The sequence below is a fragment of the Bradyrhizobium sp. CSS354 genome, from assembly GCF_029051725.1.
GTDB lineage: Bacteria > Pseudomonadota > Alphaproteobacteria > Rhizobiales > Xanthobacteraceae > Bradyrhizobium.
The window spans coordinates 135733-157677 of sequence record NZ_JAACFU010000006.1; the positions used below are offsets into that span (position 1 = coordinate 135733).

Consider the following 21945-nt stretch of genomic DNA (forward strand, 5'->3'; position numbering starts at 1 on the left):
CACGCCAAACGAACGGCGGCGATGACGGGGGCAGGCTTCAACGGGTGTCACGCGCTCACCGTCTCCGCATTACACATCGTCAGAGGAGTAGCCAATGTCCACCACTCCCACCCGGACTCTTCGGATGACGACCGAACCGGCGCCTCACGCTTCCGGCCTGCGCGTCGAAAAGAAAGAACAAGGCATTTTCGCTTTCATCATATCGGCGTTGTACCGCTCGCGAAGCCTTCAGGCAGCTCGAATCCTGCGTCAACATCAACATTTGCTCGCGCAGTCCAAAGATCGCATTCCGCACGGATTGAGCCAGAGTTCCGGCGGCTGGGAAATGCTCGTCGCCAGCAGGCCCGCTCAAGCAGGGTTGGCTGCTCGGCCTCCTTCCCCGAATCCGATGCGCCGCCCCATGCCCGTGGCCGCCGCCGTCGCATTTCTAGCGATTCACATCATTGCCGGGGGCATCTGGCTGCGTGCCTCCGCTACTGAGACCACAACCTCCCGGCAAGAGGCGGAGCAATGGCCAAACCCATTCATTCAGGAAACCAATCGCAGCGCTGGAATCACTCCGGCGACTGATGCGACGTCACCTTCCTCGCTTACGACTGGCGAAGATCGCGCGAAAGGATCGCGCAACCCCTTGCCCACAGCGATCAGGTGAGTGGCCAGCCTCTGCAAGGCAGGAGCTTTAAACACTTGAGCAATCAGAGCGTGCTCCGGCTGAATGAAGCGACGGCCCTCGCACACCCAACACTCAGCGCCGTTTCGCAGAACTCACCTGCCGTCGCACCGCTCCTTTTCGGGGGCGACTGATTTCAGTCCAACTTCACAACAACCATCGAGCAGGAGGTCGCATTGACCGATATCGCGCAGCTGGAAAAGAAGTCGCACCTTTTTCTCGCACCTGAGGAGGAGCAGCGACTCATCAGGACGTGGAGACTGAGAGCGATCGCATTCTATGGCTCGCTCCTCGCCCTGTTGATTGTCTTCGCTGCGATGAGCCAGGCACCTCGATAGCGTCAAGCGGATCTCGCGTCCGACGATTTCGTCACCCATTACGTTTCGAACCCGCCGGAGCCGTAAGGGGTGCGCATCGGCTACAGGGCCGCGTGGACCAAGGATTCTGGCGTCGCTGACCTTTCGTCAGGCCGCCGGCGCCGCCGCCCTCTACGGCACGAATAAATATCCACTGCATCACCTGTTCCGACGATGCGGCTACGGTCTCGCACTGGCAATCCAGGAGGTTATCATGCTCGCCCCGCAACTGCTGCCATCGCAAGCGTCTTCATCCGGGTATTTCCCGCATCATCACGCCGAACAGAAGCTCTCAAGCAGATTGCGTTGTTTTGCGCAGCGGGCCTGTTGGTGTCGCTGCTGTCGATGACTTACGGGCTCGATCTCAGTCCCGGGTTCTTCTAGCGGCGGTCAACAAGGTCGCTCATTCCAAAATGCTCGGCTGACAACGGCATCGAGTTTTATAAATTTTTTTCAGCGAGGGTCCAAACATGAGAAACGTTTCGCACGCTCCGGGCGCACCGGTGCCTCTGACTTCCGATTTTCGCGTCGAGAAGGAAGAGCGAAGCTTTTTCGCTTTTATCATATCGGCGCTGCACTGCTCACGACGCCTTCAGGCACGTCGAATCCTGCGGCGATATGAACATTTGGTCGCGCACCCCAAAGACTCCGGAGGTCATGAAATGCTCGTCGTCAGAAGGCCGGCTCAAGCAAGGTTGGCTGCTCGGCCTCCTGCCCCAGATCGGATGGGCTGGCTCGTGGCCGTGGCCGTGGCATTCCTAGTGATTCACGTCATCGCCGGCACGATCTGGCTGCGTGCCCCCGCCACTGAGACCACAACCTCCCTATCCTCGCTTTACGACTAGCGAAACACGAAATTCGGCCGCTTGGGTATGTGAAGTCGTCCTAGCCTCCGACCATCAAGACCTTCAACGGCTTTCTTGCGACGTGCGCTCGTCGAGGCGCCATGCCGGCGATGCGAGCCGCCAGTGGCCGGCGTGCTTGTGGTCGTCGGCTTGCTTGCTGCCTTCGCGCTTTCTAACGTCGGCGAAACGTGAAGGGTGTTTCGCCAGGATGGCCATGTCGCGCTTGAGTCCTCCATGGCGGCGCGAAGCCATCAGGATAGCTCACCAGGATCTTGAGCACCGTCGCGTGGAAGTTCACCCCCTCTGGATCAATCAGCACCACGTCGCGTGCGCACGCGGCTCGCCGGCCATGCGTCAGAAGCTGCATCTCCTGCCACAGCTCTCCGGTGGGCTCAGCCACCCGATCGCTCAGACGGCCCGCGTATTCCGATAGCCCGTCCACTCTCGAAGATGAAGTCGATCCCCCGCGCGCGCAGTGCGCGCTCGATGTCGGCCAGCGTCCGCGGCGTGACGCTCTGACCCGACTCGATAGTGGCGATCGTGCGCACGGCCACGTGCGAGTCCCGCGACAGATCCTCCCTGGATAGATTCAGCCACGCGCGAGCCGCGCGGATTTGCGAACCGTTAACCATGTTTGGGGGAAGGGGCATAGAAATAGCTTGCAATTTTGCAGATTTCGTGCAATATTGCCCGAAGTAAGCAAATCGAGTTGAGCATTGATGCCTGCCCCCGCTCCGAAAAGCAACTGCTTTACGCACCTTCCGCCCGCGGGGCCGCAGCGGACCATGCGCATCCCGGTGACGGGAGCGGGTCTCGCCGAGGCCCCAATGGCCCTCATGGGGACGCCGTTTGCCGACACCGGGTGAGCTGCTGACGTTCAGCCGATCCCACGACACCCCACCGATGCACCTGATCCGAACAGAGGACAGTCTTCTCGGAAGACTGAATGAGCGCCTATGCCAGCACCGATCTTGCTTTCGACCCAGTCCCGTCCCACGGGGGCCGACCGCCTCTGGCGTCGTAAGGACGCCGACGAATTCACCGACGTCGATCGCGAGGCGATCCGCCGGTTCCTCTCGGAAGCGGTCATGGATGACCCCCGGTGGATCGGCGCGAGCACCGGCGGCACTGCGGACGCCGCCGCTCTGGTCGTGGCGGAGTGGCCGGTGGAGCACCTCGGCGTCGAGCTCGACGCGCTGATGACCGCGTTGCTCAACTGCGCGCTGTCGAACGGCAGCAACACCAAGGCGGCTGCGATCGTCCTGTTTCACACACTCGCGCAGCTGGGTGCGCGCGGCGTCCGGTCGTGCAAGTCGCCCGCTGCCTCCTGGAACGAGAAGCTGCGCCGCGACGACTACGACCAGGCCATCCGGCCCCCGCAGCCGGTCCGCAACATCCTCAAGCCGGATATGCCGGACGAGAACGAGGCCACGAAGGCCGCCTGACGAGAGTGCTGTAGCGGTGTCGGACGGCGGGATGCCGTCCGACACCGCGGTTCGACCAGGTCGATGTCGGTGGCGGCGAGCGAAGCCAAAGGTGGGAAGTGGATGGACTACGCAACTTACATTGCCAGCCATCGCTGGCGAACCAATGAGGCGCGCCTACGCGAGCTCGCGTTCGCGCAGGGAAAGTGCCGCCTTTGCGCTGAGCGGGGTCCCCTCGAGGCGCATCATCGCGATTACGACAACCTCGGCAACGAGCGCGACGGCGATCTGGTCGCGTTGTGCAACGACTGCCACCGGAAGGTCACATGTCTTATCCGACGACGCCGCTATCGGCGGCGTGCCCCGCTGCGCGCTGACGTTCCTCGTCTTCGCGACCTGCGCCGCCCCCTCGTCGATCCGACCCGTAAGGACATTAGATCATGAAGGCCCAATCGATCCGCCTCCGCCTCGTCGGCACCAAGCGCCTCATCATGCACTCCGGGCGCTTGGCCGATCCTCTGGACCCCATCACCAAGGAATTGGCGCGCCTCACTTCGAAGCGGGCGAAGACGGAAGCCGATCACGAGGAGATCGCCCGGGTGGAATGGAATGGCGGGCTCTGGCTCCATGGTGGCCAGCCCTGCATTCCCCTGGAGGCGCTCACGGCGACGTTCGTGGAGGCCGCGAAATCGCGACGGCGCACGATGCAAGCCGAGGCGGGGCTCGTCGTCGACCACAACGCCGTGCTCCGCTACGAAGGGCCGCATGACGTCGACAAGCTCTGGCAGGACAAATGCTTCAGGTTGCGTGTCGGCGTCAATGTGCACGGCGCCCGGACGATGCGGACGCGTCCCGTCTTCGACGACTGGAGCGTGGAGTTCACGGCGCACTACTTGCCCACGTTGCTCGACCGCGACGAGGTCTATGAAACCTACATGATCGCCGGCTTCACGCGCGGGCTCGGCGATTGGCGGCCGCAGAACGGGACCTTCGAAGCGGAGATCATTGACTAGCAGAGATCCCACGGGCGGGGCGTGGCCCGGCGAGGCATGGCGTGGTCCGGCGTGGTGAGGCGAGGCGGAGAGCCCCTTCGGGGGCTCTCCCGATCATCCAAGTTCATTCAATCGAACAGTGAGATTTCAGAGATCCCATGCCTACTAAGCGCAATCAGGCTTCCTCGTTCACGAAACGGCCGTGCCGGTTCAGCTCTCTGGACACGTCGCCGATCGCATGGTGGCGGACGCTGCCTTCCGACAAGCTCCGGGACGCAGAGAAGTTGCTGTTGGTAGTGACCCTAGAGCGGATCGCGCTATTGCGCGGCCCCGCCGAACTCCAGGCAGCTCAGAAGGGCGATGCTGCTGCCGCCATTGCCACGGCCCTCTCGGTCATGCCGATCCGGAAGTTCACACTGGAGGTGGACATTACGATGACGGCGCTACTTCGCTGCGCTGCCGAGGGCGACAGCGCAGCCGCCCTGGTGTTGGCTAACGTGCTCAGCCGTACGGACCTCGACCACGCGACCGAACTGTCCGCCTCGTGGTTCGTGCAACATATCGATCGCTCGCCGCACCGCCGTTCCTTCAGCCCGGAAGAAACGGCATCGCTGACTGCGTTGCGCGAGCGGTACGACGATAAAGCGAACGGAAACTGCGCATGAAGATCCAGATCTTCTCCGATTTACACATCGACGTTCGACCCATGAAGCAGATCACGATCGCGGCCGATGTCGATCTTGTCATCGTCGCTGGCGATACGTGCGAAGGGGCGATAAAGGCTTTTGAGCACCTGCGCCGCATCGTTCCGATGAACATCCCCATCGTCATGGTCCTCGGCAACCATGAGTACTATCGCGGCTTTATCCCTGATGAACTGTCGGCCGCTCGCACGCATGCGCCAGCGTTCAATATTCATCTACTGGAAAACGAAACGACCGTGCTGAGCGGAAAACCGGGTGGAGTTGGGAGCGGCGCGGTTCGTATCATTGGCGCGACACTTTGGACGGACTATCGGGCCTTCGGTGAAGCAAGCCAGGGTCTAGTGATGAACGCATGTGCGGCTGGAATGAACGATCATCGACTGATCGGCTGGCAAAAGCGCCCGTGGCTCAGGTTCAGGCCGCTGGAAGCTGCCCTTATGCACGGCCAGTCGAGAGGGTACATCGAGAGCGTACTGCGAGCCGGGTTCGAAGGGCCAACCATTGTGCTCTCGCATCATGCCGCGCACTGGTCGTCGATTGCTCCAAGGTTTCGTGACGATCATCTCACAGGAGCCTTCTTGTCGGACCTGTCCGCTCTGATCGAGACCTATCGGCCAACAATCTGGGTACACGGCCACGTCCACAATTCATCCGATTATTTTGTCGGTGACACGCGGATTCTCTGCAATCCGCATGGCTACGGGGCAGAGAATCCCAGCTTCGACGGCGCGCTGACCATAGACATTGGCAAGTGACGACCAAACCACGTGCTCTATCTGCAACCAGCGCACACGCGAGTTCCTCCTATGTTGACGCGCTACTTTCGCTTTCTTGATCCTACCCTTATTTCACCCGATCTGGCGCCCCGACTGCGCCGGCTCGCGGACGATTGCGAGCAACTCAAAACCTACGGCATAGTCTCGCCTCTGATGCTGCGGAACGCTCCGCTGCTTGAAAACTGGACCCCGGCGTTGACAACGGAAGGCTTGCATCTGGTCGGCCGGGCGTTCGCTCATCCCGTTCACGGGGACCGAACAGTCATGACCAGTCAACTCTGGTGGGCGGACCCAGAGGGCCACTGGGTGAGAAGCTTGTCTCGCTTTTACCGCTTGGGATCTCCAGTCAACGCCGACGATACTCGTCGTCCCGGCACGACTGTGCACTAGTTTTCAGGGCGAGCCAGCACACGGAGGCGCGCCACCATTGCGGGCCGTACACAATCATCAAGGCAAATTCGCTGCAGCCGAACCTCGCTCGGGTGGCGGACCAATACTCCGGGATGCACGAAATGATCGATCCACACATCGTTTGCACTAACTGCGGAAACGAAATCAAGCTGACCGAATCACTCGCGGCACCGCTCGTTGCTGCTGCTCGGCACCGCTTCGAGCAGCAGCTCGCGGCCAAAGAGATTGAATTCGATCGCCGCGAGGCTCAGATCAGGGAAGCACAGAACCAGATTGCTCGAGCGAAGGTAGAGATTGACGAGCAAGTCGCAGCGCGGCTTGGGCCTGAGCAGGCCAAAATCGCCGAAGTGGAAGCCAGCCGAGCCCGTCAGGTGGTTGCGGTCGAACTTGGTGAGCGCGACCGGGAGATTGCTGATTTGCGGCAACTGTTCGCAATGAACGCGGATAAGCTTACGGTGGCCCAGATGGCGCATGCCGAAACGTTGCGCAAACAGCGCGAACTCGACGACGCCAAGCGTGAACTTGAATTGACCGTTGAGAAGAGGGTCCAGCAAGAGTTGGCGGTCGTGCATGAGCGAGCCAAGATCGAGGCTGAGGACGACCTCCGTTGCAAGGTTTCCGAAAAGGAGGCGCAAATCGCTTCCATGCAGCGTCGGATCGAAGACCTCCGCCGCAAGGCAGAGCAGGGTTCTCAGCAGCTTCAGGGAGAAGCGCAAGAAATCGAGCTGGAAGCATTGCTCCGCTCGCGTTTTCCGACCGATCTGATCGAGGAGGTGCCAAAAGGGGTATTCGGCGGCGATATCGTACAGCGCGTGGTCGGCCCGGGCGGCCAGATGTGCGGCACGATACTTTGGGAGTCCAAGAAAACGCGGAGTTGGAGCGACGGTTGGCTCCCGAAGCTCCGGGACGATCAGCGCGCCGCGCGGGCAGACGTGGCCGCAATCGTTTCAACCGCGATGCCGGAGGGGCTCGATACCTTCGATCTCGTCGGGAATGTTTGGGTTGTCAAACCGCGATTTGCGGCCCCCGTTGCAATAGCATTGAGGCAGGCACTGCTCGGCGTTGCGGGCGTTCGCGCTTGCCAGGAGGGGCAGCAGACGAAGATGGAGCTCGTTTATACCTACTTGACGGGTTCGCGCTTCCGTCACCGGATCGAAGCCATCGTGGAGCGCTTTTCTGATATGCAGAGTGACCTGGATCGCGAGCGCAAGGCGATGACGCGACTTTGGGCGAAACGTGAGGAGCAACTTAGTACCGTGCTGGAGACGACCGTCGGTCTTTACGGCGATCTCCAGGGAATAGCGGGGCGCGCGATGCCGGAAATCGAGTGCTTGGACGTCGTGGCGATCGCCACGTCGCCCGAGCCCCCTTCAGGGTGAGACTTCAACGGGCGTCGCGGCATTCGCGAGCGGGTACGCCGCGTCAGTGCAGACATAGCTCCGTTGACCAGCACGCGAACACAGGCCGTTCCGGCAGCTGCGGCGCCGATGCCCGCACCGCCGGATGGCGCGCCTGGTGGTCCGACCTGCACAAGGCCGGCCACCGATACGGCGGTCAAGGGTCGGCCGACGCGGACCGCTGCGTGCCCCAAGCGAGAAGGAAGGCCCTTCACCCAGCGACCAGCCAAGCGAATGAACAGGACACGGCGCGACGGCGCGTCCGCGACCTCGCGAGATATCTGCGGGCCCATCCCATAATGCCAGGTCGATGTCCGCGTGCACACGTCCGAACCCGACTCGCATCACCTTGGTCGCCTAGCCAAGGACGCGCTCGCTGATCTGATCGTCACTGGAGGCTATGAGGCCACAGCCGGCTCGGAGAGTGGATGTTCGGGGGCTATGACGCGCAGTCTGCCGGATGAAGCTCCAGTCTGCGTGATGATGTCGCACTAGGACGTCACGTTGGAGCCGTTTGCTCCGCAGTTTCGCATTTGTCTCGGTCTGTAGGCGCCTTAGGTGCCGGTGATATGAGCTAGATCAAGTGTTCAGGACCTGTCGGGGCTACCTTCGAAGAAGAAGTTACAGCCTCGGAGACGAAGATGGCCATCAGAGACGTTTTGCTCGCGCTCACCAGCTATCCCGATCCGACGCCGGTCACGGTGATTGATCGCGCCGTTTCGCTGGCGTCAACTCTCGGCGCCCACATCGCAGCGATCTCATGTGAAGCTCATGTGCAGGTTCCCGGCAGCTTCCTGGGCAGCGCCGGCAATATCGGGTCGATCGTGGCCAGCGAGGCGCATACGAGCAGAAAGAACGCACAAGACCTGCTCGCGACGTTTGAGGCGACCGCTCAGAGATGCGGCGTACCGCATGAGATCATTCTCGAGCGCTGTGTGACATCTGAAGTCGCGGGCCTGTTGACGGAATATGCGCGGTTACGCGACCTCACCATCGTTCCGGTGCCGGAATCCTACGATCAATGGTATGCCGAAGCCATCATGTTCGGCTCCGGGCGACCGACCCTGGTGGTCCCGGAAGGTCCGTCGCTAAAGGCGATCGATCTTTCCAGGGTGCTCGTCGCTTGGGATTTCAGCCGCGCTGCCGCACGAGCGGTCTCTGATGCCATCCCGATCCTGGAGAAGGCGCGTGAGGTGTGCATCCTCACGGTGACTAACGAGAAAGCGATTTCAAGCCGGCGCTCGTCTTCCGAGCTCGCCAAGAACCTCTCGCGGCATGGAATCGATGTGATCGTCGAGGAGGTGGATGCCGCCAACCGGAGCATCGGCGCCGTTTTCGCAGCACAGATCGAGTCCCGCAAAGCGGATCTGCTCGTCATGGGCGCCTACGGCCATTCGCGTTTCCGTGAGTTCATATTGGGAGGCGCAACCCGGAGCCTCCTGACGAACCCGCCCATTCCAGTGTTGTTTTCTCACTGAAGCACTGTGATGTCACCCCGGCCCATTCGCCTATGATCGTACGAAAGACTCGGGTGTTTCTGGATGACCACGATCATACGGAAGTAAGTCATGTCGTTTGAGCGGGTTCTACGATGGGCGCTCGTCCTGATTGCGATCGCCGGATTGACGGTCGGCATTTTGGCGCAAGCCGCTGGGCGACCCGATCTGGCCGATCTCGCATGGGAGCTCGGCACGGCACCCGTGATCGGAGGACTGGCGATCTCGATCGCCAGGGATTTCTTAAGCGGCCGCCTGGGAGTGGACGCGATTGCGCTCCTATCGATGAGCGCGGCGCTGGCGCTTGGCCAACCGCTTGCAGGGGCCGTAGTTGCGTTGATGTATTCCGGCGGCAACGTGCTGGAGGATATCGCGATCGCACGGGCCGAGCGTGATCTGCGGTCCCTGGTCGATCGGGCGCCGCGGCAGGCACATCGCAAGGCTGGCGAGCGGATCGAGGAGGTCTCGATCGAAGCAGTATCGGTCGGCGAAGAGCTCCTGGTTAGGGCCGGCGAGATCGTGCCGGTCGATGGTATCATTCGATCGGCCTCGGCCACCATGGACGAGTCCGCGGTGACCGGCGAACCCATTCCGGTTGAGAAGACACGCGGCAGCGCTGTTCTTTCCGGCTCCCTGAATGCGGGTGAGACCTTCGAGCTGGCTGTGACCGCACCGGCCGGCGAGAGTACCTACGCCGGCATCGTGCGCATGGTGACGGCGGCGCAAACAGCAAAGACCCCTTTCGTGCGGTTGGCCGACCGGTTTGCGCTGCTTCTTCTGCCGGTTACGCTCGTTGTCGCTTTCGTGGCTTGGTGGATCTCCGGTGATTTGGCCCGTAGCCTTGCGGTGCTGGTGGCGGCGACGCCTTGTCCCCTGATTTTGGCCGCGCCTGTCGCCTTCATCGCCGGCGTGGCGCAGGCGGCCCGCCGCGGGATTTTGGCGAAAGGCGGAGGGGCGCTGGAAGCGCTGGCTCGGGCTCATACAGTGCTGTTCGACAAGACCGGCACACTGACCGTGGGCGGGGCACGGCTGCTTTCTGTTGAAGTCGCCCCGGGGCAGGACCCTGACGAGGTTCTCAGACTTGGCGCGTCGCTCGAACAGGCCTCGCATCACGTGCTTGCAAAGACTGTCGTGGCAGCGGCTGTCGATCGCGGCCTGAAGCTGAAGACCCCTGAACATGTCAAGGAGGCCATGGGTTCCGGGCTGAGCGGCCTGATCGACGGCCGCCAGATCACCGCCGGCTCGCGCGAGATGATCCTCTCTGGTGCTGAGCTGTCGTCGTGGGAGCTGCGGGCCACCCGTCGAGCCTCGTGGCGCTCGGCGCTCATCGTCTTTATCGCTGTGGAGGGCCGCCCAGTCGGGGCACTGTTGCTGGCCGACGAGCTGCGGGCTGATACGCCGCGAGCGATCCGGCTGCTGCGTGATGCGGGCGTCGCGCGAATGGTGATGGTCACTGGCGATCGCGCCGCAGCGGCGCAGGCGATCGGAGCGGCGCTCGACCTCGACGCCGTGCTGGCTGATCGCGTTCCTTCGGATAAGGTCGAGGCGGTGCGCGCGGAACAGCGGCTGCATCCCACGATCATGGTCGGCGATGGCATCAATGACGCTCCGGCGTTGGCCGTAGCCGATATCGGAGTGGCGCTCGGCGCGCGCGGCGCCAGTGCCTCGTCGGAGGCAGCCGATGTCGTGATCTTGGCCGATCGGCTCGATCGCGTTGGCGAAGCAATCATAATTGCGCAGCGAGCACGGCGGATCGCCCTGCAGAGCATTGTTGTCGGTATGGGATTGTCGTTAGTGGCAATGATAGCTGCCACTGTTGGCTGGCTTGATCCCGTACCGGCGGCGATTGTCCAGGAAGTGATCGATGTTGCCGTCATCCTGAACGCGCTGCGGGCGCTCACTCCGGCCCTCGGCAGCGGCGGGCCCCGCATTACCGCAGAGCAGGGGTTGACCTTGCATCACGATCACCTGGCGTTGTTCAAGGATCTCGACCGATTGCGTAGGATCGTTGATGCGTTGGACGATGCCACGCCCGAATCCGCAGCGGCTCTGATTCGGGAAGCTCAGCGCCTTGTTCAGAGCAGCGTGGTGATGCACGAGCGCGAGGATGAGGACAGCGTGTATCCGAAGCTCGCGGAGGTGCTGCGCGAACGCCATGGCCTCTCCGCCATGAGCCGTGCCCATCGTGAGATCCTGCACCTTGCTCGTCTGCTCATTCGCATCGTGGAGGATCTGCCGTCAGAGAAGATGGACCGTTATCTAATACGGGACGCTCAGCGGGTGATCGAGGCGATCGAAACACTGGTCCGCATGCACACGGCCCAGGAAGAAGATATCTACGAAGCTGTGACGGCAGCGGCTTAGCCGAAATATTGGCGGGATCTGTCGTCTGAAGCGGCACTAACCGTCTTGGCGGGCCACTACACCAGATTCGTTCACGACTGTACCTCGCCGAGTTTCGATCACAGCCTTGGAGGGGCGTCGGTACAGATCACGCCGGCGAACAAGCGGCCACCAGTCATGGAGAAAGATCCCTAAAGGGCGCCAGTTCGCAACCCACCCCAAGATCAGCAGACTTTTCCTCCAGGAGACGCCGCAAGGGGTTCACGAATAGCGCACCAACCACGACCTGCCGCAAACGGCAGACAGGTTATGAGAATGGCCAGGCCGATGGTCAGCGACCAACGTCCTATTCTGAACAGCTCGTTTATATCTCTTTAAGTTGCGTCCGCGCGATCCGCAAAATAGTGACTAAAGCTTCGCGGAGCTCCGGCGCTGCTTTGGCTTGCACATCAGTATTGGGATGATGAACTCGAATCCGAATCGCTGGACACCCCGAGAGCTCTCGGGCCCAGCCCACAATGTATTCTTCCGCCTCTCGGTCGAGGTCTCGCTCCCGAAACGGGAAAGGGCCGAGCGTATGAAAGAGCTGGGCGATGTCCTCGACCCGAAGCTCGATCGTCTGTTCGGATGCTTGGGCAATCATCCGATTCATTGCTCCGGACTTTAGTGGCCCTCGCTTGCTCCAAATCAAGACCGGTTATCGAGGCTCGTCTACCCTAAAGGTGCGCTTTCCTAGGTAAAGGAGGCTCGCCATCGAAAGTCACGCAGACGCTAAGCAGATAATCCTGCCGGAAAAGCCGCATGCGCTGTCGGTTGCTGAGCTGCTTCGGCAATTGCGCGTGTCCCCTTCCGAGGGACTCTCCGATGCTGAGGTCAAAGCGCGCCGATCGCGCTTCGATACGAATACGATCAGCACGCGCCGCCCCACCCGCGTAATGAGCCTGCTGTTTCACCAGTTCAAGAGCCCGGTTGTCTATCTCCTGAGTTTTGCAGCAGGGTTGGCGTTCTATTTCGGCGAACCGGACGAAGGTGGCGCCATCCTTGCGGTCCTCGCCATCAACGCGCTAATCGGCTTCGTGACCGAGCTAAAAGCCGCGCGATCAATTGAGGCTTTGCGTTTGCTTGGGACGCGCCGCGCCCGCGTCCGGCGCGAAGGCCGCGTTCACATCCTCCCGGCCGAGGAACTCGTTCCGGGCGATATCGTCGTTTTGGACGCCGGCGACGCCGTGTCAGCCGACCTCCGCCTTATCGAGGCCTCCCGTCTAGCGGCAGACGAGTCGACGCTGACCGGCGAATCCGTCGCCGTGGACAAGCAGACGGGCCCAGTCAGCGCAGACATGCGGCTTGGCGATCGCGCTTCTATGGCGTTCAAGGGCACCGCTATCGCGCGGGGTACGGGCACCGGAGCCGTGGTGGCGACCGGCCTCGCCACGGAACTTGGCCGGGTGACGCGGCTCGTTCTGGAAGCCGACCCGGGCAGTTCCCCGCTTGAACTCAAGCTCGGGCGTCTGACGGCGCAGCTAGTCTTGGCGACCATTGCTGTCGCAGTTGCAATTGGCGGCGCCGGCCTCATGGGCGGTAAAGATCCCTTCGTGATGGTCGAGGCGGCCATCGCGCTCGCTGTGGCTGCGATCCCAGAGGGTCTCCCGATCGTCGCGACGCTTGCCCTCGCGCGTGGCATGTGGCGCATGGCCCGGCAAAATGCGTTAATCGAGCGTCTTTCGGCGGTCGAGACGCTCGGGGCTACCACTGTCATCCTCACCGACAAAACCGGCACCTTGACTGAAAACCGCATGACGGTGCGGCGGCTCTGCACCGCCTCTCGTGACATCTCGCTCGAGACGGAAGCGCTGAAACAGGGTGAGCCTTCGCAACTGGCGAACGACCGACCGGCGGCCGGATTGCTCCGGATTGCAGTTCTTTGCAACGAGGCCCATCTCAACCGCGAGGACGAAGGCGGCTGCGGCGACCCGATGGAAGTTGCACTGCTCCGGGCCGGATTACACCTGGGCTTGAGCCGGCCAGTCTTGCTGCATGGACACGGCATCGTTCGGAAGCACGCCTTCGATCCTGCCCTCAAGATGATGGCGACTATTCACGAATGTGGTGACGGCGTGCTGGTAGCAGTGAAGGGAGCGCCGGAAGCAGTCCTGGCGGTGGCGACGCGCGCAACCGCCGAACATGGCGAAATCGCCCTTGATGACAACAAGCGAGCGGAGTGGCTAAGCCGGGCCGATCAGCTCGGCCATAGTGGCCTGCGCGTACTCGCCTGCGCGATGAAAATGGAAAAGCTGGCCGATGCCGCGCCATATGAGAGACTGATACTTGTCGGTCTCGTCGGTTTGGATGATCCTGCGCGTGCCGACGTGCCGCAGGCAATTCGAGACTGCCGAGAAGCGGGAATTCGCGTCGTCATGGTCACCGGGGACCACGTTGTGACGGCACGAAGCATCGGCCGCGCGGTCGGCCTACCCGATAAGATTGCAAATGTCGTGGAAGGTAAGGACATCGCGCAGGTGATTGAGACGGGACAGCCTGCACTGCGCGATGTCGTAATTTTCGCAAGGGTAAATCCCGATGAGAAGCTTGCCCTTGTCAGGGCCTATCAGGCCGCAGGCGAGATCGTGGCCATGACCGGGGACGGGGTCAACGACGCGCCGGCCCTGCGGCAGGCCGATATCGGCGTGGCAATGGGTCTGCGGGGTACCGACGTCGCGCGTGAAGCGGCCGCAATGATCCTGCTTGACGACGCGTTTCCGACGATCGTCAGGGCGATACGCGAAGGCCGGATCATTTTCGCGAATATCCGCCGATTCGTCGCTTACCTCTTGTCCTGCAATCTTAGCGAGGTGATGGTAGTTGGGTTGGCAGTCTTGTCGGGGCTGCCTTTGCCGCTCCTGCCGATGCAAATTCTTTATCTCAATCTCGTGACAGACGTGTTTCCGGCCTTCGCCCTAGGAATGGGCGAAGGTGAGGCCGGTATCCTCAAGCTTCCACCGCGCGATCCAAAAGAGCCCATTTTGGGCCGTCGGCAATGGATCACAATAATCCTGCATGGTGGTGCATTGACCGCCGGCACGTTCGGTGCGCTGGCCGCGTCATCTTGGCTCGCTCTGGACGCTCGCGGAACGGTGACTGTCACGTTCCTCACTCTCGCATTTGCTCAGCTCTGGCATACGTTCAACATGCGCGATCCGCATTCGCCGCTCATCGTGAACGAAATCACTCGAAATGGCTGGCTTTGGGGTGCGCTCTTGCTTTGTGCAGCACTACTTGCAGTGCCGCCTTACGTGCCGTCGGCAGCGCTCCTGTTGCAGCTTGCTCCCCCGACCACCGACATGTGGTCAGTCGTCCTTCTGTTTAGTTTGGGGCCGACGATTGTCACACAGGCAATCAGCGCTGTCGCCAGAGCATGCCATACGAGGGTGCGATGATGCGAGGCAGCTATTGTCCTTCTTGTTCTCGGGGCTTCTGCCGTGTGTAATCGTGCAATTCCTCGGCGAAAACGTCCCGCTGCGGGGACAAGGTCTAGGCACCGAGCACCAGTGGGAACCCAAGATGCAAAAACGGAAGCGGTGCGGGAGCTAGAGGTGAGGGGCTGCTAACCTATGTGCTACCTTTCATGATTGGCCTCATCTGGATCGGCGCCATCCTCTGGTTCAAAAGCCGCGGATATTGTGCAAAGGCGCCGCATGACTGATCTCCGACTTGGGCCCCCGTGAGTGTAGTTGCCGGTTTAGAGCCGAGCAGCGACCGCCTAATTAAGTTAGGCCCGAACCGAACACCCGAGCCCTCGAGCGGCGGCAGGGAGTGCGTCTCAGCGAACTGGGTGAACTGTTAGGCACTGACGTTCGCTGCCAAGCGACGGACGTCTCGGTCTCGCAGGATCATGAGGTGGACCGCGATGAAACCACTGACCAGCAGTAGCCAATCTTGAGGTACGTGCAACAGAAGGGCGGCGCTGCCGCCGATCAGGGACCAGATGAATGGAATGACGAAAAGCCAGCGAGATATCGGGTGCGTGGTCAACAGAAGCATTCCAAATGTGAAAATTGTCACTGGGCAAGGCGTTACACCGAACATTGGCATCTGGGGGTAAGTGAGGCCCGTCGACATACCGATCAACGGGTACAGAATTGCAGCGTAGATCACGAGTCCAACGCCGACCCAGGCGGTCGGTGTGGGTTCAAGACCGAAACGGAGGTGGCCAAGATACGCGCCTGAATAGAGCAGATACGCGCCCTGAATGACGAACAAGGTCCCGAAGAAATAGGCCGCCTTGTTGATGGCCGAGAAGAAAACCACGTCATAGGCAATCCCGGTCCAGAGCCACATGATCGCCAAGATGCACGCGGTAACAAAATCTGCGTGTACCGGTTTCCAAAGCAAGACGACAATTGCAAGGCAACCAAGCAGATCGGCCCCGATCTGTACTGGCCAAATAGCAGTGTTGTAATTTGCGAAGACGGAAAGAAATTGTTCGTGAGTAAACGGAAGCATGGTCCAATCCTCCATCTCGCGCTCGCTTTGACCCGATCACTTGCTTTGACTGAACGGGATTTTGTTGTTCCAGCGGAAATGCGAAGGGCGCGATTGACGATCGTCCGCGCAAAGGCCTTAGCCTCACCTTCCGTGGAAAAGGTCTTGGTTTCCCGCCGACAAATGCGGCCTCGTTCGCGGCTGACCCGCTTCAAACGAGATGTACCACTTCGGCTTGATAGCCAGTTTCACCGAGCATAGATGTCGAGCTTACCGGTTCTCAGCCCCAGTCTGAGTCACGAACCGCGAGCCATTCCAGCGAAGCAGCCGTCGTGCTCCGCCCGAGCGGTCCTGTATCTCCACAAACGCGACGTCTTGCTCCCGCACCAAGCGGACATCCTGAGCGCGCAGTGTCAGTACCTTCCGGTATCGTCCCCGGACTTTCGTGTACACCTCGTGCAAACACCCTGATGCGTCGCAGACGACCCCCCTGTTGCGGCATTGGAAATCGTCGAAGTGAAGAGCAACGAATTGAGCGCTGGGGGTCGTGAGGTACAGCGCAAATTGCTGTGCCACAGCTATCGGGGCGCCACACGCAGCCTCCCATTTTTCCGCCTGGGCTCGGATCTCCGAAGGCAAATTGGTTAGGTGCGTAGAATCCCACGGATTTTGCGCTGTCCCTCCGTGTGAGAACGCAGATTGAGGCAAACCTAAAAAACAGAGAGCGAACGCGGTCGTCGCAAGAGCGCATTTTGTCAGCAGCATGGTGGGTCTCCTAGATACCTAGCCGCCGTCGCGCAGGCGCGATCAGCAATTCATGATCGCACATCCGATCTTACAAGTTGCTGACATGGATCAAGAGCTTCCGGTCGGTGAAGGTGCATCATGAAGCAGCCGCGTGTCGCTCCGCTCGGTGTTGCCGTCAGGTCAGACAGGCGACCGGATTGATGAACGTCAACCTCTGACCTGCAGGGCGGCAATATACGGTCACAGCGGCCAAAACTCTCGGTTTCGGTCGCTACAAAGGATCTTCGCCATGTATCCGAGTTCATCAGCGCCCCGGCTGAACTGGACACACGTCCTGATCGGACTAGCGTTCCTGGGCCTGCTGTCCAAGGCGGTGGCCGAGGATCAGTTAAAACTCAGCCCTGAGCAGGCAAGGAGCCTGGGCATCCGCGTGATTCATCCCGTTGCGAGCCCGACCGACAAGACGCTGCCCTATCCCGCTCAGATCGTCATTCCAACCCCGCAATTGTGGGTCGTTAGCGCTCCCGTGGCTGGCATGGTGACCAACCTTTCAGTAGCGCGGGGTGACCGTGTTGTCGCTGGACAGCCGCTCGCCACGATGGAGAGCCCAAGCTTCGTGTCGCAGCAGCGCGAGTATCTGCATGCAGTTGCTCAGGAAGTTCTGGCTGCCCAACAACTCAACCGTAACACCCAACTGTTTCAAGGCAATGCGGTGGCACAGCGCGTTCTCGAGGGGAGCCAAGCAGAGGCGCGGCAGGCAAGCATTGCAGTCGCGGAGCGTCGGCAGGTGCTCCGATTGAGTGGCCTTTCCGATGAGGCAATCTCAAAAGTAACGAGCGAAGCAGCAATCAATGGGACCCTCACGGTCGCGACGCCGCGGCCGGCGACTGTCATCGATATTGCCGTTTCTCCCGGCCAACGCGTGGACCAATCGGCACCACTGATCAAGGTCGCACAGTTGTCTCCGCTATGGGTCGAGATCGCAGTTCCGGCATCGAACATCAAGGCCATCCGACAAGGCGCGAAGGTCGAGGTCGACGGTTACGAAACTCCAGGCCAGGTGATGCTCGTTTCTGAAACGACCGATCCGGCGACACAAACCGTGTTGATCCGGGCAGAGCTGCCGAACTCCGGCGACCTGCGGCCGGGGCAGACTGCTGCCGCTCGAATCTCCTTCGCTTCCAAACGGGAAAGTGCCTGGGAAGTCCCTTACAGCGCGCTGATCCGCCGCGGTGAACAAGCGTCAGTATTCGTATCGACGCAGGACGGCTTCCGTCTGATGCCGGTCACGCTGCTTGAGGAGGACCAGGACCATGTCGTGGTCTCTGGCACCCTCACGGATAAGGACGAAGTGGCGGTCAGCGGCATCTCCGCGCTCCGGGGAATCCTGCTGAAGCTCGGGGCAGGTTAGTCATGCTCGAACGGCTTGTCGCATTTGCACTTTCACAGCGGCTGTTCGTCGTTCTTGGCGTGCTACTATTGATCGGTGCCGGGCTGGTTGTGCTGCCTAGTCTACCGATCGACGCTTTTCCGGATGTCTCGCCCGTCCAAGTCAAAGTCATCATGAAGGCGCCGGGCCTCACACCGGAGGAGGTGGAACAGCGGGTCACCGTGCCGATCGAGCTTGAGCTCCTCGGGTTGCCAAACAAGAAAATCCTGCGCTCCACCACCAAATACGCGCTCGCCGACGTCACTGTCGATTTTGAGGATGGCAGCGACATCTACTGGGCACGCAACCAAGTATCCGAGCGCCTGGCCAACATCAGTCGCGACCTGCCAGAAGGGGTTACCGGCGGACTGGCGCCGATCACGAGTCCGCTCGGCGAAATGTTCATGTTTACCATCGAAAGTGCGGATCTCTCGTTGGCCGAGCGACGAAGTCTACTTGATTGGGTGATCCGCCCCGCGCTGCGGACAGTGCCAGGAGTGGCCGACGTCAACGCGCTCGGGGGCCATGTTCGGGCTTTCGAGATCGTCCCGCTCAATGATGCGCTTGCAGCGCGCGGCATTTCCTATGAGATGTTTCGGCGTGCCATCGAGACGAACAGCCGCAACGACGGCGCCGGCCGCGTCAATCAGGGCGAAGACAGCGCTCTTGTGCGTATCGAAGGTAGCATTCGGACTATCGACGACATCAGGCAAATCGTCATCGACACCAAGGACGGCGTTCCGATCCGGGTCAAGGACATTGCCCGTGTCCAGTTGGGCTCGCTGACGCGCTACGGCGCTGTCACCGCGGATGGTCACGGCGAAACGGTCGAAGGCCTTGTTCTCGGTCTGCGAGGTGCGAATGCGCGCCAACTCGTGACCGACGTCCAGGCTCGCCTTGACGAGGTCAAGCAATCGCTTCCTCAGAGTGTCAGCATCCAAGTGTTTTACGACCGGGGCCGGCTGGTTGACCGCGCGGTTGGTACCGTTGTCCGCGCACTTGGTGAAGCAACCGTCCTGGTGGTCGTCCTCCTCCTGCTGTTTCTCGGCAATTGGCGAGCCTCCCTGGTGATCGCACTAAGCCTGCCGCTTGCGATCGTCATAGCGCTGATCGTCATGCGCGTTGTCGGCATGTCGGCCAACCTGATGAGCCTCGGCGGCCTTGCCATCGCTATTGGCATGCTGATCGACGCCCTAGTGGTGGTGGTCGAAAACGTCGTAGGAAATCTCAGCAAGGAGCCACAAGGAAAAGCTGCGCCGCTCGTCCATATCATCTATCGCTCGGTGTGCGAGGTGCTCCAGCCGGTCGCGTCTGGCGTGCTGATTATCATGATCGTATTCGTCCCACTGTTGACACTCGAGGGGCTTGAAGGGAAGTTATTCATCCCTGTGGCGCTCGCGATCATATTCGCGCTCGGCGGCTCGCTGCTCTTGGCGCTCACGGTCATCCCCGTGGCAACTTCGTTCCTGCTCAAGAACACGCCGCACCACGAACCATGGTTGATCCGAAATGCGTCCCGGCTTTATGCACCTGCACTTGATTGGGCTCTGCACAACGAACGCAAGGTGATCATCGCGGCAATTGCGGTCCTCGTCGCTGCTGGCTATGCCTACACCCAGCTCGGCAAGACCTTTATGCCGACCATGGACGAAGGCGATATCATTGTCAGCGTCGAGGCACTGCCATCAATCAACCTCGACGAAATGATTGCGATCAATGCCAGACTTCAATCGGCCATCCTCGCGAAGGTCCCCGACATCAAAAGCATCGTGGCCCGGAGCGGCTCTGACGAGCTGGGGCTTGACCCAATGGGACCCAACCAGACCGATACGTTCCTGGTGTTGAAGCCCGCGGAAGAGCGGAAGACGGTTGACAAATCGGCCCTGATTGAACAACTGCGGCAGGTACTCAGCAATTTCCCGGGACTATCGCTCAGCTTTACACAGCCGATCGACATGCGCGTTCAGGAAATGATCAGCGGCGTACGCGGCGATGTTGCAGTGAAGATCTTTGGACCCGATATCGCCAAGCTAAATGAGATTGCGAGCAAGCTATCCGCCGTTTTGTCCAGCATCGACGGCGCCGAGGACGTCTACACCACTCTTAACGAGGGCGCACAATATTACACGGTTGCCGTGAATCGGATGGAGGCGGGACGCCTCGGCCTGACAGTGGACGCCATCTCCAATTCGCTGCGCACCCAGATCGAAGGCCGCACGATCGGCACGGTGCTCGAAGAAGGGCGCCGCACACCGATCCTCGTTCGCGGCAGCGAAACCACCCGCGAAGCTCCGACACTGCTCGCAAGCTTGCCGCTGACTCTGGCCTCGGGTCAGCATGTGGCGCTCTCGCAAGTGGCCCGCATTCAACGGGTGGACGGTCCCGTCGTGGTCAATCGCGAGAACGGGAATCGGATGAGCGTCGTGCGCGCCAACGTTCGCGGCCGCGATATGGTCGGATTCGTTGAGGCAGCCCGGCAGAAAGTCGCGGCCGAGTTACCTCTGCCGCAAGGCTACAGGCTAACTTGGGGCGGTCAGTTCGAAAATCAGCAACGCGCGGCCGCGCGCCTCTCGATCGTCGTGCCAGTGGCGATCGGTCTCATCTTTGTGTTGCTGTTCACGACCTTCGGTTCGATCCGACAAGCGCTGTTGGTCCTGGTCAATATTCCGTTCGCCGTGATTGGCGGCGTCTTTGCCCTGGTGCTTACCGGCGAATACCTGTCGGTTCCAGCGTCAGTTGGGTTCATTGCGCTGCTGGGGATCGCGGTGCTCAACGGCGTCGTGCTGGTCTCGTATTTCAACCAGTTGCGCGCACAGGGCGTACCCGAAGGCCGTATCGTGGTGGACGGCGCCATGCGCAGGCTCAGACCGGTCTTGATGACGGCGAGCATCACGGCCTTGGGCCTGATCCCGCTCTTGTTCGCGACCGGTCCGGGATCAGAGATCCAGCGCCCCCTCGCTATCGTGGTGATCGGCGGCCTGCTGTCGTCAACGGCTTTGACGCTGATCCTTCTGCCGATCCTCTATCGTCGGTTTGGTGGCATAGTGAAGGGGGCCAGATGAGTGCCGAATTCGTCTGCCTAACGCTGATCGCCAGTCGATCGCTCCGCGACGAGTTGCTGGACTATCTCAGCGAACAGCGCGATCTCGTTTCCGGTTTCACGGCTTCGGACGCCGCGGGACATGGTCCGGAGGTCCGATTGCAGACATCAGCCGAGCGGGTCAAAGGCCACGCCGACGAACTGATGGTGCGGACAATTCTTAAGGTGCAGGGTGGGACGGAGTTGCTCGAACGGCTGAAGGCGGCCTTCGCTGGGTCCAGGATCGTCTATTGGATCATGCCTGTCTCGGAATTTGGCGTGATCGATGTCTCAAATGGATGAGCATGTACCGATCGCCAGTGGGCGCGCATCCGATCGTAGTGGGCGTCATCTGGGGTAGCACCGGACGCAAGTGCCTCGGCTCGGGCAAAGGTCCGCTTCCGCATCGGCCCCGTCCCCATTTTAGCCTTCACCATTCCGCGCTTATGGATTAGAGCAGGATTCTCGGGTCAGCTTTGATGACCAAATCGAGGTCGGCGAGCGCCCGGTCGAACAGGCCCTTGCGGCCATAAGCCATTGCTCGAGCATCCAATGCCGCGAGGTAGTCCGTCGTCAGTCGAATAGGACGATCAAAATCGGTGATTGCACGGTCGAACTCGCCTTGTCCATTAATGCGACGCCGCGATTGTTGATGGCGATATGATCGTCGAGCGTTGGGTGAATGGCTCGCGCGGTCCAGAACCCCGCTCGCTCGGAAGGTGAGGCCCCGAGTGTGTGTAAGCTGCGACCAGCTGGGTGAGTAGCCGCTCGCGCGGTTTGAACACCGCTGTGCAACC

The 21945-nt window shown here is 60.9% G+C and carries 19 protein-coding genes; 14 read left to right on the forward strand and 5 right to left on the reverse strand.

Translation table 11 applies throughout. From position 1 onward, the window contains the following. Nucleotides 1-94: 94 nt before the first annotated feature. Together GWG67_RS16315 and GWG67_RS16320 are read left to right on the forward strand one after the other, a co-directional pair. Nucleotides 95-652, forward strand: a complete 558-nt coding sequence (locus GWG67_RS16315) for a hypothetical protein (protein WP_275170304.1) — start codon at nucleotides 95-97, stop codon at nucleotides 650-652. Between the two features lie 194 nt (nucleotides 653-846). Continuing rightward, complete coding sequence (locus GWG67_RS16320; RefSeq protein WP_275170305.1) at nucleotides 847-1008, forward strand: hypothetical protein; 162 nt, start codon at nucleotides 847-849, stop codon at nucleotides 1006-1008. 926 nt (nucleotides 1009-1934) lie between these two features. Here the strand turns inward: GWG67_RS16320 and GWG67_RS16325 are convergent. Continuing rightward, the gene (locus GWG67_RS16325) at nucleotides 1935-2123 is read right to left on the reverse strand and encodes a hypothetical protein (protein ID WP_275170306.1); all 189 of its coding nucleotides are present in this window, start codon (nucleotides 2121-2123) and stop codon (nucleotides 1935-1937) included. A gap of 140 nt (nucleotides 2124-2263) precedes the next feature. Then, entirely contained in the window at nucleotides 2264-2521 is a 258-nt protein-coding gene (locus tag GWG67_RS16330) for a helix-turn-helix transcriptional regulator (protein WP_342761044.1), read from the reverse strand. A 306-nt stretch (nucleotides 2522-2827) separates the two neighbouring features. Between GWG67_RS16330 and GWG67_RS16335 the strand changes: the two genes are divergently transcribed. After that, nucleotides 2828-3316: a hypothetical protein gene (locus GWG67_RS16335; protein WP_275170307.1), complete on the forward strand. Its 489-nt coding sequence runs from the start codon at nucleotides 2828-2830 to the stop codon at nucleotides 3314-3316. A gap of 156 nt (nucleotides 3317-3472) precedes the next feature. Here the strand turns inward: GWG67_RS16335 and GWG67_RS16340 are convergent, their stop codons facing one another. After that, entirely contained in the window at nucleotides 3473-3610 is a 138-nt protein-coding gene (locus GWG67_RS16340; protein WP_275170308.1) for a hypothetical protein, read from the reverse strand. A 125-nt stretch (nucleotides 3611-3735) separates the two neighbouring features. Here GWG67_RS16340 and GWG67_RS16345 point away from each other — a divergent pair, with 125 nt between their 5' ends. The 7 genes from GWG67_RS16345 to GWG67_RS16370 all read left to right on the forward strand — a co-directional run bounded on the left by GWG67_RS16345 (nucleotide 3736) and on the right by GWG67_RS16370 (nucleotide 11435). Next, nucleotides 3736-4308, forward strand: coding sequence for a hypothetical protein (locus GWG67_RS16345; protein WP_275170309.1), 573 nt, complete (start codon nucleotides 3736-3738; stop codon nucleotides 4306-4308). A 137-nt stretch (nucleotides 4309-4445) separates the two neighbouring features. Further along, nucleotides 4446-4952, forward strand: coding sequence for a hypothetical protein (locus tag GWG67_RS16350; RefSeq protein WP_275170310.1), 507 nt, complete (start codon nucleotides 4446-4448; stop codon nucleotides 4950-4952). After that, nucleotides 4949-5746: a metallophosphoesterase gene (locus tag GWG67_RS16355; RefSeq protein ID WP_275170311.1), complete on the forward strand. Its 798-nt coding sequence runs from the start codon at nucleotides 4949-4951 to the stop codon at nucleotides 5744-5746. Before GWG67_RS16350 ends, GWG67_RS16355 begins: the two co-directional genes overlap by 4 nt. Before the next feature lie 174 nt (nucleotides 5747-5920). Further along, nucleotides 5921-6157, forward strand: a complete 237-nt coding sequence (locus GWG67_RS39100) for a DUF6634 family protein (protein WP_369335503.1) — start codon at nucleotides 5921-5923, stop codon at nucleotides 6155-6157. 122 nt (nucleotides 6158-6279) lie between these two features. Further along, on the forward strand, nucleotides 6280-7557 hold the full coding sequence (locus GWG67_RS16360) for a DUF2130 domain-containing protein (RefSeq protein ID WP_275170312.1): 1278 nt from the start codon (nucleotides 6280-6282) through the stop codon (nucleotides 7555-7557). Nucleotides 7558-8216: 659 nt separating this feature from the next. Further along, nucleotides 8217-9053: a universal stress protein gene (locus GWG67_RS16365; RefSeq protein ID WP_275170313.1), complete on the forward strand. Its 837-nt coding sequence runs from the start codon at nucleotides 8217-8219 to the stop codon at nucleotides 9051-9053. A gap of 90 nt (nucleotides 9054-9143) precedes the next feature. Further along, complete coding sequence (locus GWG67_RS16370) at nucleotides 9144-11435, forward strand: heavy metal translocating P-type ATPase (protein WP_275170314.1); 2292 nt, start codon at nucleotides 9144-9146, stop codon at nucleotides 11433-11435. A 343-nt stretch (nucleotides 11436-11778) separates the two neighbouring features. On the opposite strand, the gene GWG67_RS16375 is transcribed toward GWG67_RS16370, so the two are convergent. Continuing rightward, nucleotides 11779-12066, reverse strand: a complete 288-nt coding sequence (locus GWG67_RS16375; RefSeq protein ID WP_275170315.1) for a hypothetical protein — start codon at nucleotides 12064-12066, stop codon at nucleotides 11779-11781. A gap of 154 nt (nucleotides 12067-12220) precedes the next feature. On the opposite strand from GWG67_RS16375, the gene GWG67_RS16380 reads away from it, so the two are divergent. Further along, complete coding sequence (locus tag GWG67_RS16380) at nucleotides 12221-14848, forward strand: cation-transporting P-type ATPase (RefSeq protein ID WP_342761045.1); 2628 nt, start codon at nucleotides 12221-12223, stop codon at nucleotides 14846-14848. A 403-nt stretch (nucleotides 14849-15251) separates the two neighbouring features. Here GWG67_RS16380 and GWG67_RS16385 read toward each other — a convergent pair whose 3' ends face one another. Next, nucleotides 15252-15914: a DUF6064 family protein gene (locus tag GWG67_RS16385; protein WP_275170316.1), complete on the reverse strand. Its 663-nt coding sequence runs from the start codon at nucleotides 15912-15914 to the stop codon at nucleotides 15252-15254. A 1015-nt stretch (nucleotides 15915-16929) separates the two neighbouring features. Between GWG67_RS16385 and GWG67_RS16390 the strand changes: the two genes are divergently transcribed. From GWG67_RS16390 to GWG67_RS16400, 3 genes are read left to right on the forward strand one after another with little or no spacing between them, the layout of a single operon-like run. Then, a complete protein-coding gene (locus GWG67_RS16390; protein WP_275170317.1) occupies nucleotides 16930-18051 on the forward strand; it encodes an efflux RND transporter periplasmic adaptor subunit in 1122 nt (373 codons plus the stop codon). Between the two features lie 2 nt (nucleotides 18052-18053). After that, nucleotides 18054-21131, forward strand: a complete 3078-nt coding sequence (locus GWG67_RS16395) for an efflux RND transporter permease subunit (RefSeq protein ID WP_275170318.1) — start codon at nucleotides 18054-18056, stop codon at nucleotides 21129-21131. Next, nucleotides 21128-21451, forward strand: coding sequence for a DUF3240 family protein (locus tag GWG67_RS16400; RefSeq protein ID WP_275170319.1), 324 nt, complete (start codon nucleotides 21128-21130; stop codon nucleotides 21449-21451). Before GWG67_RS16395 ends, GWG67_RS16400 begins: the two co-directional genes overlap by 4 nt. Nucleotides 21452-21945: the final 494 nt, after the last annotated feature.